This window comes from Egibacter rhizosphaerae, from assembly GCF_004322855.1.
GTDB classification, from domain to species: domain Bacteria; phylum Actinomycetota; class Nitriliruptoria; order Euzebyales; family Egibacteraceae; genus Egibacter; species Egibacter rhizosphaerae.
In genome coordinates this window covers 721092-734521 of record NZ_CP036402.1, presented here as the reverse complement: position 1 = coordinate 734521, position 13430 = coordinate 721092, and the positions used below count along the sequence as shown (strand labels likewise).

Below are 13430 nucleotides of genomic sequence, written 5' to 3'. Positions count from 1 at the left end.
CTCCGCTGCGGGTCAGCGGGCGGTGGCGGCGCCGAGTTCCCTGGCGAGCGACTCGCGCGGCACCGGTCGACCGATCCCGAACCCCTGGAGGAACTCGCACCCGAGGCCCTCGAGGGTGACCACGTGCGCGTCGGTCTCGACGCCCTCGGCGACGACCCGTGCCCCCACGGCGCGTGCCAGCTGCAGGAGGGCGAGTACGACCGCGCGCGCCTGTAGGTCCTCCTCCATGGCGAGCACGAACGAACGGTCGATCTTGACGATGTCGAGGGGGGCGTTCACCAGGTCCGCCGCCGAAGTCCTGCCGGTGCCGAGATCGTCGAGCGCCAGGGTGATACCGAGCTCGGCGAGCCGGTCGAGCCGGCCGTTGGCCTCGTCGAGGAGCGCGCGCTCGCTGATCTCCAGCACGATGTCGTCCAGGGCGAGGCCGGCTTGGGCGGTGGCCTGGTGGACCCGGTGCGGCAGCTCGGGGTCGGCGAGTTCGGGGCCCGAGATGTTGATCCAGACCGTCGAGGAGGGCGGGACGACGCCTTCGGCCCGCAGGGTGGCCAGCTGCCGGCAGGCCTCGCCCAGCACCCAATGGCCGAGGGGGCGCAGGAGTCCGCTGTTCTCGGCGACATGGAGGAAGTCACCCGGGGGCAGGAGCCCGTGCTCGGGATGCGCCCAGCGCACCAACGCCTCAACGCCGGCGAGGCTGTGCGTGCCGCTCCGCACGATGGGTTGCAGATGGAGCACGAGCTCGTCCCGATCGATCGCTCGCCGCAGCGCGTTCTGCTGGGCGAGGCGCGTCGTCGCCGCCGCGCGCAGCTCGTCGTCGCACACGCGCACGCTGCCGCGTTCGTGCTCCTTGGCGGCGTACATCGCGAGGTCCGCGTCCCTGATCAGTTCGGGGGCGACCCCGTCGCCGCCGGGCGCGACCGCGATTCCGATCGTGAGCCCCACGGTGAGCTCGAGCCCGTCGAGCACGATCGGTTCCCCGAGATGTTGCACCAAGCGATTGGCCTGGGCGACGGCCCCCGCGGCGACGCCCGTGCCGCGGTGGACGACCACGAACTCGTCCCCCCCGAAACGGGCCAGGAGGTCGCCCGTCCGCATCGACCGCTGCAGGCGCTGCGCGAGGATGAGCAGGAGTTGGTCCCCGCCCTGGTGGCCGAGGCTGTCGTTGATGAACTTGAAGCGGTCGACGTCACAGAACAGCACCGCCACGTCCTCGCCCCCGGCTTGGGCACGGGTGAGTTCGCGCTGCAGGCCGGCCTCGAGCGACGTGCGGTTCAGCAGGCCGGTGAGGCCGTCGTGTTGTGCCCGATGCGCCAGCTCGGCCTCGAAGTGCTTGCGCTCGGTGAGGTCGACCACCTGGATGAGCAGTGCTTCCTCGTCGAACGACGAGAAGCTCAGCAGCGCCCACCTGTCCCCGTCGGCGCACAGGCGTCGCTCGGCCTGCACGGTGCCTTCGCCTTCGTGGGTCAGCGCGGAACGTGCGTACGCCGTGATCGGCCCGCCCAGCAGCAATCCGTCGAAGGAGTGCCCGACCAGCCGATCGGCGTCGGCTGACAGGAGCTCGACCAATGCCGGGTTCGCGCGCTGCACGTACCCCCTGGCATCGACCACGGCCATGCCGATCGGGGCCAGGTCGAACATGGCCCGGAACCGCTGCTCGCTGGTGCGTAGCGCTTCCTCCGCCTGGCGCCGCTCGGTGATGTCCCGGCCCACCGCCTGCAGTTCGAGCAGGGTGCCGTTGGGCGAGAGCACGACGTGATCGGACCACTGGTAGTCCCGAATCGTGCCGTCGGGCAAGGTGACGGTGTTCTCGTGGATGATCGGCTGCCCGGACTCGCACAGGCGGGCGATGTGGGCCTCGGCCCAGGCGCGCCATTCGTCGGGGAAGAGGTCGAGTATGGACGTGCCGACGAGGTCCTCGGTCTCGCACCCGTACTGCCGGGCGTAGGCGCGATTGACGAAGGTGATCGTCGCGTCCGGCATGAAGCGACAGATCATCTCGGGCTGGCTGTCGAGTGTGGCCCGCCAGCGCGCGACATCATCGAACGCGAGGGATTCGATGGCTCCGTCCTTCGTCTTCGGGGATCGCTGGGTCAGGGACGCCCGCAGGGTGTTCGTGGCGTCCTTGGTGGATTGCCTGTCGGCCGCCTCGAACCCAACCAAAGGGGCTGGGAGACGGCAACGACCCCGCGGCGGAGGATTGTTCGGTCCCCGAGCGCCGGGAGCGCTGGCGTGTGGAGCGGGTGACGGGAATCGAACCCGCATACCCAGCTTGGAAGGCTGGTGCTCTGGCCATTGAGCTACACCCGCGGGTAGAGCCAGTCTAACGGGGATCCCGCGGCGGTGGCGCCGCCGCGGGATCCCCGGTGGCCCGATCGATCGACGGGTCAGGCCGCCAGTGCCTCCGGCGCCTCCAGGGCGATCGCCAGGGCGTCCTCGATCCGGTCGACGAGGTGGATCTGCACGGCTTCCCGAACCTCATCGGGCACCTCGTCGAGGTCCGGTGCGTTGCGCCCGGGCAGGATCACCTCGGCCAAGCCGGCGCGGTGCGCAGCGAGCACCTTGGCGGTGATGCCCCCGACCGGCAGGACCTTGCCCTGCAGCGTGATCTCGCCGGTCATCCCGACGTCGCCGCGGACCCGCCGACCCGAGACCAGGCTCGCGAGCGTGGCGGTCATGGCGACACCGGCCGACGGTCCGTCCTTCGGGGTCGCGCCCGCGGGCACGTGCACGTGGTAGGGCCGGTCGGTGACCGCGTCACCGAGCCCCAGCCCTCCCGCGTGCGAGCGCACGTGCGCGAGCGCGATCTGGGCCGACTCGCGCATCACGTCGCCGAGCTGGCCGGTGATCTGCAGCCCCGATTCCCCGTCCGGAAGCGCGGCAGCCTCGACGAAGAGGATTTCCCCTCCCGCGCCGGTCACCGCGAGGCCCGTGGCCACGCCCGGCTCGTCGATCTCGACGGCGGTCTCGCGCTGGAACGTCCGGGGCCCGAGCAATTCGGGCACGTCGTCGAGCCCGATGGCCACCGGTGGCTCGGTCGTGTCGGAAGCGATCCGGGTCGCGACCTTGCGGGCCACCGTGGCGAGCCCGCGCTGGAGCGCGCGCACCCCGGCTTCCCGGGTGTACTCACTGATGATGCGGTCCAGTGCCCCGTCGTCGACCGTGAGCTCGTGGGGCTCGAGCCCGTGTGCCGCCAGCTGAGCGGGGAGCAGGTGATCGCGGGCGATCGCGTGCTTGTCCGTGTCGCTGTAGCCGTCGAGGCGCAGCACCTCCATGCGGTCGCCGAGCGCCGGCGGGATCGTGTCCGCGACGTTGCCCGTCGCGAGGAAGATCACGTCGGACAGGTCGAGGTCGAGCTCGAGGTAGTGGTCCCGGAACGTGTGGTTCTGCGCGGGATCGAGGACCTCGAGCAGCGCCGACGAGGGGTCACCTCGCCAGTCGGCCCCCACCTTGTCGATCTCGTCGAGCACGACGACGGGGTTCATGGTGCCGGCTTCCTCGAGTGCCCGGGCGATTCGGCCCGGCTGCGCCCCCACGTAGGTGCGCCGATGACCGCGGATCTCCGCCTCGTCGCGCACCCCGCCGAGCGCGATGCGCACGAACTGGCGACCCAGGGCGCGGGCCACCGATTCACCGAGCGAGGTCTTGCCCACGCCGGGAGGGCCGATGAGGGTGAGGATCGCCCCCTCGCCCCGGCGTGCGGACCCCTCGCCGGTGGCCTCGAGGCCTCGGTCGACGCGCAGCTTGCGCACCGCGAGCTGTTCGACGACCCGGTCCTTGATTTTCTCGAGCCCGGCGTGGTCCGCGTCGAGGACCTCCCTGGCGGCGTCGAGGTCGGTCGTGTCGCGGTCGCGGACGCCCCACGGCAGCTCGGTGAGGGCGTCGAGGTAGGAGCGGATCCACCCGTGCTCGGGGTTCTGCTCGCTCGTGCGCTCGAGCCGCCCGAGCTCGCGCTCGACGGCGTCGCGGACCGCGGTGGGGACCCCGTCCCCCCGCGTCTCGAGCTCCTCGAGCCGCTCGCGGTACCGGGCCGCGGGGTCCTCGGCGTCGCCCTCGCCGAGCTCTCGCTTGATCGCCTCGAGCTGGCGGCGCAGGAGCTGCTCGCGCTGGGTCTCCTCGAGTTCCTCGGTCACCTGCGACTCGATGTCGGCCTGCACGGAGGCCTCGGCCAACCGGTCACGCAGCCAACCGAGCGCGCGCTCGAGACGTTCGGCGACATCGAGGGTCTCGAGGATCTCGATCTTCTGCGCGAACGTGAGCTCGGGGGCGTACACGGCGAGATCGGCCAGCTGTCCGGGTTCGCTGATTTCGGACAGCATCGCCGCGAGCTGGCGGCCGCCGCGCCGTTCGAGCAGGCCGCTCGCGACGGCGCGGAACTCCGTGACGAGTTGCTCGACTCGCTCGGGATCCCCGGATGGTTCCTCGACCGGGTGGACGTGGACGTGCAGGCCGCCCTGCTCGGCCGTCCCCGCACCGATCCGGACGCGCTCAACCCCGCGGATCAGCGCGGCACGACGCCCGTCGGGCAGCGGTTCGAGCTGTTCGATCTGCGCGATCGCCCCGATGCGTGCGTACTCGCCGTCCTGGCGCGGGACGAGCACGACGCGCCGGTCGGTCTCGCTGCTCGCGTCGACGGCGGCGTGGGCCTCCGAGCTGTCGATCGCGACGTTCACGACCATCGTCGGCACCACCACGCCGTTCTCGAGCGGCAGCAGCGGGAGTGCCTCGATGGTGAGGTCCTCTGTCATTGGTGGTGGGCTCCTCATTCGTGGGTTCCGGGCCCTGATCAACGGTCCGGGACGCCCAGCTATTCCCGAACCGAACGTCGAGTACCAACTTTAGCCTTATAGGCTTAGGTATTCATCGTCGACTTATGATCGATCATCCGCCCGGTGGCCCTCACCGCGGCTCCGGGGTGAGGGCCTCGTCGGCGTCGTTGTCGAGCACTGCCTGACACGGTAGGTAGGTGATCGTGGGCGGGACCCCGAACACTCCGGTCATGTGCTCCCGCCACGCGTCGGTGTAGCCGTTCTCGGCGGCCTCCTTGGACTCCCACACGTAGATTCCGCCGACCTCGCGGCCGTCCTCGCTCGTGATGTAGTACTTGCGGATCAGGCCCGGCGTCCCCCTCCAGCCGGCGATGCTCGCCTCGAGGGCGGACTGCACGGTCTCCGGGTCGGGGGGTTCGCTGAGCGGAAAGCTCACGCGCGCGATGATCATCGGCCCTCCTATCGTTCGTGGCGGTACTTCCACCGCGGGGACGATCCCCGAAGTACCTACTCCTGCGGATCTGGCTAGGACGGCTGTTGGCTCTGCCCTGAGGCGCCGGGTGCTTCAGTCTGCGTCTCTTCGCGGAGGTAGTCGATCGCGCGGGCGATGATGGCGGCGGCCGGGACGGCGAGGAAGGCGCCGAGCACGTTCGCGGCGATCGCGCCGGCGGTGATGGCGAGCAGCACCATCATCGGGTGCAGGCTGATCGCCTGGCCCAGCACGTACGGCTGGAGGACGTTCGCCTCGAGCTGCTGCACGGCGAGGATCAGCCCCAGCACGATCAGTCCCGTGACGAGCCCGCCATCGGCGAGCGCAACGAGGACGGCCAGCGCTCCCGTCGCGATGGCCCCGACGACGGGGAAGAGCCCGCCGAAGAAGATGAGGACCGCCAGCGGGAGCGCGAGCGGCACGCCCAGCAGCAGCAGCCCGAGTCCGATGAACACCGCGTCGACCAGCGCCACGAGCAGCTGACCTCGGAAGTACGCGGTCAGCGTGGTCCAGGCGCGGCCACCGATCTCCCTGAAGGCGGGGCGAAGGTGGCTCGGTGCGGTCCTCGTGAGGCTGCGGGCCAGCCGCCGGCCGTCCTTGAGGTAGAAGAACAGGATCACGAGCATGATCAGCATGCCGGCGATGGTCTCGACCGCCATCGCCGCGGCCTGCATGCCCTGCGCTGCCACGTCGCCGGCCTCGCCGAGCAGCTGGGCGCCCTCGTCGATGAGCTCGGAGATCCCGCCGATCTCGAGGCCGAACTGCTCGTCGAGGAACTGCTGGAGCTCGCCGAGCCCCTCGCTCGCCGACTCGGTCAGCTCGGGCAGCTCCATGGCCACGAGCGGGACCATCAGCCCCACGACGAGCCCGATGAGGGCGAGCCCTCCGAGCAGGGCGAGCAGTGCCGCGAGCGCGGCGGGCGCCCGACGCCGCTTCAGCCAGTCCGCGACCGGGACGAGCAACGTCGCTGGAAACAGGGCGAGTACGAGGGGCACGACCACGACGGCGAGCTCGGCCAGCACGAGCCATGCGACGACGAGCGCGGCGGCGATGCCCACGAGCGCCCATCCCGTGCGTCCGGCCTTCCAGAGGCGGGGCTGCACGCCGGCGTTGGTGGAACCGGGCTTCACGTGTCCTCCGACTCGTGGGTCTCGGCGAGCTCGAGGAGGGTCTGATAGCCCGCGAGCTGCTCCCGAGCCCGTGCGGTACGTCAGCGGAGTCGACCGAGCGGACCCAGGTCGAGGTTGAGGTCCTCGTCGGTGAGCCCGAACACCTCCTTCAGCTCGTCCATCCGCGCCTGGAGCGCCAGGAACGTGCCGCCGAGGCGCTCAATCTCCTCCTCGTCGAGGGAGCCGTTCTCCATGCGACGCAGCGCCTGGCGCTCCATCAGGTCGCGCAGCAGCTCGACCAGCGTCAGGACCAGCTGGGCGAGCCCCTTCTGTACGTCCTCCGGCCGCGCCTCCCCGGAGCGGCCTTCGTCGAGGAGGCGGTCCAGCTCCCGGCTCAGGTCGAACCCGGCCATGCTGGACAGGTCGCGCGCTGGGTCGTGGCCCTGACTCGCGTCGTGGCCCTGGCTCGCGTCGTGGCCCTGGCTCGCGTCGTGACGCTGACCGGTCATGTCGGCACCGCCTCCTCCACGAAGGAGTACGGGGGCCAGGGGCCGCCCCACACGCCCCGATCGAGCGCGCCCGCTGCCGCTGCCGCGGCCTCGGCGAAGCCGTCGACGTGGGTGCGCGGGACGAGGAAGCACCGCTCGGGGCCGCGCGGCCCCGAGCGCTCGATGACCTGCCGGGCTTGCGGATCCAGCGCACGCGTGACGGATCGGAGCTCGGCGAGGACCTCGCGGTGCTGCGCCACCTGCGCGTGCTGCTGGGCCAGCCGCCGACTGAGGTACGTGTAGCCGGGACCGGCATTCGGGCTCTCCGGGTGCGCCTCGTCCTCCTGCCGGGCGGCGGGGGCCGCCGTGGTGGTGCGCGGGCGGTCGAGCCGCACCACGAACTCCGCCGCGTCGCCGACCGACTCCAGCGCCGCGACCAGCTGATCCTGCACCTCGGCCAGGGCAGCGCGCAGCCCGTCGACGTGGGCGTGCTGCACCCCGAAGCGCACCGGCAGCGTCGGCGTCGCCTCCGCGAGGGCAGCGACCGTCGCTGCGTGCGCGAGGGCGGCCTCCTCGGTCGGTGACGGGGCACGGTCGTGGGTCGTGGTCGCCGCGTGCAGGGGGCCGCAGGTCAGCTCGGCGACCGGCCGGTCGTCGATGCCCGCGAGCCCCTCCACGTGGGACGGCTGGCTGGTGAGCCCGTAGAGGTGGATCACGGCACCTCCTCGTCGCCGTCGATCCCCTTGAGAACCAGGCGGACGCCGAGGTGGACGAGGTCGACGCCGGCGACCGACAGGACCACGTCGCCAGTGATGGTGACTCCTCGGTCGAGGACCCGGTCGAGCACGTCCACGAGCGTCGCGTCGGATCCGAGGCGGGCGGGCGAACTTGTGGGAGCGGACCTCGCCGGCGCCGCAGGCGGGGAGCGATGGGCCTGCTGCTCGTTCGTCGACGCCGTGGTGCGGCCAGTCGTCGGGGAGGGCGACTCGGTGGTCACGGGGTCCCCTGGTCGGTGGGGGCGTCGTCGGACAGGTCCAGCGAGGTGAAGTGGTACGGCGGCCACGGGCCCGTCACCTCGACCTCCACGTCGGGGTGCTCGGCGCGCAGGTACTCCACGGTCGAGTCGAACCGGTCGCGTGCGTCGTCGTCGAGGAGGTAGACCCCGTGCAGAAGCGGTGGGTCGTCCTGCTCCAGCGGCCGCGCGCCGACCTCCACCGCGTCGCGGGCACAGGCGGCCAGCGGCCCGTGAAAGCTTGCCGCGACCCGCTCCTCTTGCTCCCACCGCGACTCGCGCGCTTGGAGCGCGGCGCGGCGCTGCTCGAGGTAGTCGTGCCCGGATGTCGCGGCGGGGCCCTCCGCTGGCGGTGCGGCCTCGGGCGCTGGCTCGTGCACCGTGACCGCCCACTCGCTCCGACCGCGGATCCGATCGAGCTCGGTCTCGAGTCGGTCGGCGTGTCGCACCAGGAGCCCCTCGACCGCTTGGTCGTCGGGGAGGACGGTGCCGAGGCCGAGGGGCAAGACCGGACCCTGCGCGAAGGTGGCGAGCACCTCGTCGTGGACGTAGGCGGCCGCGGCCAGCAGCTCCAACCCGTCCGGGGTCGCCTCGCGCAGCGCCTCGAAGGAGCTCGGGTCCACGTCGCACACGAGGGCCTGGCATCGGGCCGCGGGAAGCAGGCGGACCGGGCCCCCGCCCGGCAGTTGCGGCAGCTCCGCCTCGGGCAGCGTCACCTCGCCTCCGACCACGCCGAACAGGTAGGTGGCGAGCTCCGCTGGTGGGTCCTCGGGCGCGTCCGCGTGCACGGCGGTGTCGGTCGTCCCCTCAGGCGCTGGCGCAGCAGCCGGCCCATCGTGGGCGACGCCGGACGCTCCACCCTCGACGGCGTCGGACGCCCCACCCTGGGCGACGTCGGCCGCGGCCCCGTGCGAGGCCGAACCCCCTTGCAGGGTGCCGAGTGATCGCCGCAGCAGGTCGTGGGCCATCAGACGGGTCAGTGTCGCGCGCACCTCCTCGCGCGCGTCCTCCCATGCCCCCTCGACGAGCGACGTGACGTCGACGTCGGCTTCGGCGAGGACGCTCTGGAGCTCTCGCAGGAGGTCACGTTCGTTGGCCACGGCTGCTTCTTCGGTCGGGGTCAGTCGCTCGAGGTGCGGAGGCGCTCGATGAGGGCGTCCTTGTTGCCGCTGACCGGCAGGCCACGCTCGCGCAGGCGTGACTGCAGCTGCGCCTTGCTGAGCTCGGCGTAGCGCTCGCCCTCGCTGGCATCCTCGGCTCGGATCCGTGCGTCCCCGCTGGTGGCGATCGCGTCCTCGCCCTGGGCCTCGTCGGTCTCGATGCGCAGCGTCGAGCCCTCCTGGGCCGGCTCGACACGGATCTCCTCGGTCTCGACCGCGTCCGGCCGGGCGGTCGAGGGGTCTTCCTCGCGTCGGCGGCCACGCTCGGACGTGTCGCTACCGGGGGACGCTGCCTGCCGCGCCTCGCGCCGCAGCGCTTCGGTCGGGCGCGTCTGGCCACGGGTCGACGTGCGATCCGTCGCCCCTTCCCCGACCAGGTCGCTGGGGGAGGGCTCGCCGGGGGCGAGCTTCTCGCCCAGGCGCGCCTCGAGGGCGTCGACCCGGTCACGCAGGATCGCGTTCTCCTGTGCCAGCTCTCGGTCGCGGCCGCTGAGGAAGGGATCGTGCTTCCACCAGTCGATGCCCATCTGCTGCGCGGTGTCCGCCGAGGCCAGCAGCAACCGCACCTTGATGGTGATGAGCTCGATGTCGAGCAGGTTGACCTGGATGTCGCCCGCGACGACCAGTCCCTTGTCGAGGATCCGCTCGAGGACGTCGGCGAGCCCGTCCGGACCGCTCGACCGCCGTGCCGTCGGCGGTGAGCCGCGCATGTAGGGGTTGGAGGAGTCGCTCACTGCCCACCTCCCACCTGGCCGCGGATGTAGCGATTCAGGCGTTCGTAGCGCACAAGGTCCCCGTACTCGTCGACGACGACCTCGTAGGTGCCGAGCACGTCGGTGGCGGGCGGCACGCGCTGGCTCTCGACGAGCTCGAGGAGCACGCGCGAACCCTCCTCGGTCTGCTCCAACCCGGAGGTCCCGTCCACTCGGCGGCCGCTCAGCTGCTCGAGCTGACGGGCCGCGGCCCGGGTCAGCTGCAAGGGCTTGAGTCGCGCGCGTCCCTGCGACGAGGACGACCCGCTGCGCTGCGGGGCCGACTCAGCGCTGCCCTCCTGCTGGGCTGAGGACTGGTCGGCAGCGGAAGAACCCCCGCTCGCCCCGCTCGATGCGCTGGCCCCCCCGCGCTCGGCGTCGCGGTCGTCGCCCTGGAGACGCTCGACGAGCTCGTGCTTCGTGCCGCTGACGCGCAGGTCGCGTCGGTGCAGCTCCTCCTTGAGCTCGGCCTTGGTCTGGTCCTGGTAGCTCACGGTCTCTCCTTCGCCCTTGCGCCCGGCCTACGGGTACCTGCTCGTCGGGTCGACGGCCGGTCGCGTCGGGAACCTCCCCCAACTGGGCCTTCGGACCCCTGCCCGGGCGTGGCCTACTCGCCGCCGACGAGGTCTTGCAGCTGCGTATCGTGCTCTTCGGCCTTCTCGCGCAGGTCGAGGCGGTTGGTGGCCTCGGCGAAGTGCAGGTAGGTGTCGACGCTGGCGACCACCACGCGGATGTCGACGGTGAGCAGCTCGATGCCGACCAGCGAGACGCGCACGAAGGCGTCGATCACCAGGCCCTTATCCAGGATGATGTCGATGACCTCGGCCAGCGTGCCCGACGCGGGCCGACGGTCGACCGTGGACGTGGAGGCCGGGGAGGCGAGGGTTCGGGGATTGGCTGCCACGGCGGTGGCGGACATGGCGGGGCTCCTCGATCAGTAGAGGTAGGGCGGGCTCGGTCGATAGCTCAGCTGGTGCCGCGCAAAGCGGTCTTGGCCTTCTGGGCGGAGGTGTTCGTCGTGCGCCCGGGGCCGCGGTCGTCCTGCGCCGGCGACCCCAAGGCGTCCTCGTCGCCTGCCGCGGGCTCCGTAGCCTGCTCGGAGGCCCGCTGGCCCGACCCGCCGGCTCGCGCTTCAGGCTCCTCGCTGGTGTCGGTGGCCTTCTGGGCGGCTTGCTTGCCGGTCTCGGTGGCCTTCTGGGCGGCTTGCTTGCCGGTCTCGGTGGCCTGCTTGCCGGCTTGCTTGCCGGTCTCGGTGGCCTGCTTGCCGGCTTGCTTGCCGTTCTCGATCGCCTGCTTTCCCGCTGGGGTTGCCTGGGAGGCGGTCTGCTTGCCGGTCTCGGCGGCGGTGTTGGCTGCGTCCTTGCCCACGTCAGCCGCCTTGTCGGCGGCGTCCTTGCCGGCGTCGGTGGCCTTGTCGGCGGCGTCCTTGCCGGCCTCGGTGGCCTTGCCGAACAGCGCTCCCACGGCGCGACGCGCGTCGCGAGTGGCCTTCTTGCCCTGCCAGAGCGACTGCACCGTCCCCCCGCGCGGGTCCGACGCCTTGCCGGCATGCTCCACGGCATCGGTCGCGTGGTCGGTGAACGACTCGTTGCCGGACGAGATCGTCCGCGCCACGCTCTTGACGGCGTCCCTGACGGCCCGCAGCGGGGCGAGGAGCGTGTCGAGCAGGCCGCCGTCGTCGGCATCGCCGTCGTCGGCGCCCTCCTCGTCCGTTCCGTCGCCGGTCGGGGAGGGCAGTGCGTCCAGCGCCTTCTGGACGGAATCGGTGAGCATGTCGGCCACCGAGCTGAGGCCGGCGTCGTTGAGCAGCTTGGCAATCTTGGCCAGGAGCTTGCCGACCAACGCGTGATCGGGTCCCTCGTTGGCGGTGAGGGCGAGGTGCAGGCGGTTGAGGTGCACCTCGAGTCCCATCACGTCGAGGGCGACGGGACCGAGCTCGAGGTCGACGAGCGGCTCGACGGTCTCCCGCGGGTCCTGCTCCACCCGGTACTCGCCGCGGTCGCGCGCCTGCTTGCGGTCCTCGGTGACGTCCTCGTCGGCGTCGGGCTCCTCGGCTGTGTCCTCCTCGGCTGCTTCCTCCTGGGCTGCTTCCTCGTGGGCTGTTTCCTCCTGGGCTGCTTCCCCCTCGTCCTCCCGCGCTGGCCGGGTGCCGGCCTCCGTCTCCTCGGCTTCGGCCCGCTCCCGCTCCGGTTGGGTGTCCTCGGCTTCGGTGCGCTCCCGCTCCGGTTGGGCGTCCTCGGCTTGGGTCCGCTCCCGCTCCGGTTGGGTGTCCTCGGCTTCGGTGCGCTCCCGCTCCGGTTGGGTGTCCTCGGCTTCGGTGCGCTCCCGCTCCGGTTGGGCGTCGGCTTCGGCCCGCTCCCGCTCCGGTTGGGCGTCCTCGGCTTGCGTGCGCTCGGTGTCCGTCGAGCTCTCGGCTTGGCCGGTCTGAGCGGACGATGAGCCGCTGTCGTCCGCGGCGTGGTCACTGAGCCGGCCGATGAGCTCGTCCTTGTTGCCCGACACGGGCAGACCGGCGCGGTGCAGGCGCCGCTGGAGGTCGGACTTGGTCAGCTCCCTGAGCTGCTCGGCCGACGACACGTCGATGTCGCCGATCTCGGAGGTGAGCCGTTCGAGCAGCTCCTGCTTGGAGCCGGTGACGCGCAGTCCGCGGTCGCGCAGCTCGTCCTGCAGCTGCGCCTTGGTGAGGTCCTCGGTTTTCACGGCGTCTCCTGGCTGTGCGCTCGGCGCGCGCGTGCCTCCATGAGGCGCTCCAGGAGCACCTCCTCGGCGGCGGCGTGCTCCTCCTCGGTGATGCGCCCTGCGTCGGCCTCGGCGGCCAGAGCGCGGAGTTCCGCCACGATGCGTCCCTCGTCGTACAGCTCCGCCTCCGCGGCGGCCACTACCTGGTCGACCACCCAGAAGCCGGCTCGTGCCGGTCCGGTGACGGGAAGCGTCAGTAGGCTGCCGATCAGGCCCACGCGTCCGCCTCCTCGGTCACGAAGCTGAAGGGCGGCACCGGTCCGACCAGCTCCAGGCCGATCACCGGGGCGAGTTCCTCCCCGAGCGCGTCGACCGCGCGGTCGAAGGGCTCGCGGGCCGTTCGACCGACCAGGAACGACAGCGAGAACGCGTCGAGCGTCTCGGTCGTCCCCGAGTCCACCACCGCGGCCGGGTAGGGCGCGAGGGCGGCGCGAGCGTGGTGCCGGTCGGCGCCGCGACGTGCATCGATCCCGGCGACGATGCGTTCGCCGAGCTCGATCTTGGCGTCTGTCTCGGTGCGCCCGTGCAGGTGCGCTGCGCGCGGATCCTGTCGGAGGATCCCGGCGATCACCTTCGCCTCGTCGTAGTGGCCGCGCAGGCGCAGCTCGACGTGGCCGTCGAGCCGGTCGAGCGTTGCGAGCAGCTGCTCGCGCTGCGGCGCGAGGTAGTCGTTCGCGAGGGTGTCGAGGTCGGGGACGACAACCCCGAACCGCATCGGCACGACCGTGGCGTGCTCTCCGACTCGCTCGAGCGCCCGGGTGTGCTGCAGGAGGTTGGCGCGGGTCGGCAGCGCCTCCTCGTCCGGCGTCGGGCTCACGAGCGCCACCAGCGGACCGTGGCGGACGGTCTCGACGTCCAGGTCCGTCGCCGGTGTGGTCTGGAGCTTGCGGCTGACGCCGTGGACGAGATAGGGCACC

General features: G+C 71.8%; 13 protein-coding genes, 1 tRNA gene and 1 pseudogene. All 15 read right to left on the bottom strand.

What is annotated here, in order from left to right:
- Positions 1 to 12: 12 nt before the first annotated feature.
- The 15 genes and pseudogenes from ER308_RS03405 to ER308_RS03335 all read right to left on the bottom strand — a co-directional run bounded on the left by ER308_RS03405 (position 13) and on the right by ER308_RS03335 (position 13429).
- Positions 13 to 2157, bottom strand: coding sequence for a putative bifunctional diguanylate cyclase/phosphodiesterase (locus ER308_RS03405; RefSeq protein WP_165491784.1), 2145 nt, complete (start codon positions 2155 to 2157; stop codon positions 13 to 15).
- Positions 2158 to 2229: 72 nt separating this feature from the next.
- A tRNA-Gly gene (locus ER308_RS03400) sits at positions 2230 to 2304 on the bottom strand.
- Positions 2305 to 2381: 77 nt separating this feature from the next.
- Entirely contained in the window at positions 2382 to 4742 is a 2361-nt protein-coding gene (gene lon / locus ER308_RS03395) for an endopeptidase La (protein WP_131153692.1), read from the bottom strand.
- A gap of 151 nt (positions 4743 to 4893) precedes the next feature.
- Complete coding sequence (locus tag ER308_RS21950; protein ID WP_205745875.1) at positions 4894 to 5214, bottom strand: YdhR family protein; 321 nt, start codon at positions 5212 to 5214, stop codon at positions 4894 to 4896.
- 74 nt (positions 5215 to 5288) lie between these two features.
- Positions 5289 to 6383 (bottom strand): AI-2E family transporter, encoded by a 1095-nt coding sequence (locus tag ER308_RS03385; protein ID WP_165491783.1) that lies wholly within the window; start codon positions 6381 to 6383, stop codon positions 5289 to 5291.
- An 80-nt stretch (positions 6384 to 6463) separates the two neighbouring features.
- Positions 6464 to 6775, bottom strand: coding sequence for a gas vesicle protein K (locus ER308_RS03380; protein ID WP_131156879.1), 312 nt, complete (start codon positions 6773 to 6775; stop codon positions 6464 to 6466).
- 92 nt (positions 6776 to 6867) lie between these two features.
- Positions 6868 to 7566, bottom strand: a complete 699-nt coding sequence (locus tag ER308_RS03375; RefSeq protein ID WP_131153690.1) for a GvpL/GvpF family gas vesicle protein — start codon at positions 7564 to 7566, stop codon at positions 6868 to 6870.
- The gene (gene gvpJ / locus ER308_RS21945) at positions 7563 to 7697 is read right to left on the bottom strand and encodes a gas vesicle protein GvpJ (protein ID WP_205745874.1); all 135 of its coding nucleotides are present in this window, start codon (positions 7695 to 7697) and stop codon (positions 7563 to 7565) included. The genes ER308_RS03375 and gvpJ (ER308_RS21945) overlap by 4 nt, the downstream gene beginning before the upstream one ends.
- A gap of 146 nt (positions 7698 to 7843) precedes the next feature.
- Complete coding sequence (locus tag ER308_RS03365; protein WP_131153688.1) at positions 7844 to 8962, bottom strand: GvpL/GvpF family gas vesicle protein; 1119 nt, start codon at positions 8960 to 8962, stop codon at positions 7844 to 7846.
- Positions 8963 to 8982: 20 nt separating this feature from the next.
- Positions 8983 to 9756, bottom strand: a complete 774-nt coding sequence (gene gvpJ / locus ER308_RS03360) for a gas vesicle protein GvpJ (RefSeq protein ID WP_240731947.1) — start codon at positions 9754 to 9756, stop codon at positions 8983 to 8985.
- A complete protein-coding gene (gvpO, locus tag ER308_RS03355) occupies positions 9753 to 10268 on the bottom strand; it encodes a gas vesicle protein GvpO (RefSeq protein ID WP_131156877.1) in 516 nt (171 codons plus the stop codon). The genes gvpJ (ER308_RS03360) and gvpO overlap by 4 nt, the downstream gene beginning before the upstream one ends.
- Before the next feature lie 122 nt (positions 10269 to 10390).
- A pseudogene (gvpJ, locus tag ER308_RS03350) lies at positions 10391 to 10693 on the bottom strand (gas vesicle protein GvpJ); the annotation flags it as partial.
- A 47-nt stretch (positions 10694 to 10740) separates the two neighbouring features.
- A complete protein-coding gene (locus ER308_RS03345; RefSeq protein WP_131153686.1) occupies positions 10741 to 12474 on the bottom strand; it encodes an SAP domain-containing protein in 1734 nt (577 codons plus the stop codon).
- Positions 12471 to 12731, bottom strand: coding sequence for a gas vesicle protein GvpG (locus ER308_RS03340; RefSeq protein WP_131153685.1), 261 nt, complete (start codon positions 12729 to 12731; stop codon positions 12471 to 12473). The genes ER308_RS03345 and ER308_RS03340 overlap by 4 nt, the downstream gene beginning before the upstream one ends.
- Positions 12722 to 13429, bottom strand: coding sequence for a GvpL/GvpF family gas vesicle protein (locus ER308_RS03335; RefSeq protein ID WP_131153684.1), 708 nt, complete (start codon positions 13427 to 13429; stop codon positions 12722 to 12724). Before ER308_RS03335 ends, ER308_RS03340 begins: the two co-directional genes overlap by 10 nt.
- Between the last annotated feature and the right edge of the window lies 1 nt (position 13430).

What these genes read in the sequence shown, in the direction of transcription:
- lon (WP_131153692.1), bottom strand. Translation starts at nt 4,742, where the DNA reads ATGACAGAGGACCTCACCATCGAGGCACTCCCGCTGCTGCCGCTCGAG.
- ER308_RS21950 (WP_205745875.1), bottom strand. Translation starts at nt 5,214, where the DNA reads ATGATCATCGCGCGCGTGAGCTTTCCGCTCAGCGAACCCCCCGACCCG.
- ER308_RS03380 (WP_131156879.1), bottom strand. Translation starts at nt 6,775, where the DNA reads ATGGCCGGGTTCGACCTGAGCCGGGAGCTGGACCGCCTCCTCGACGAA.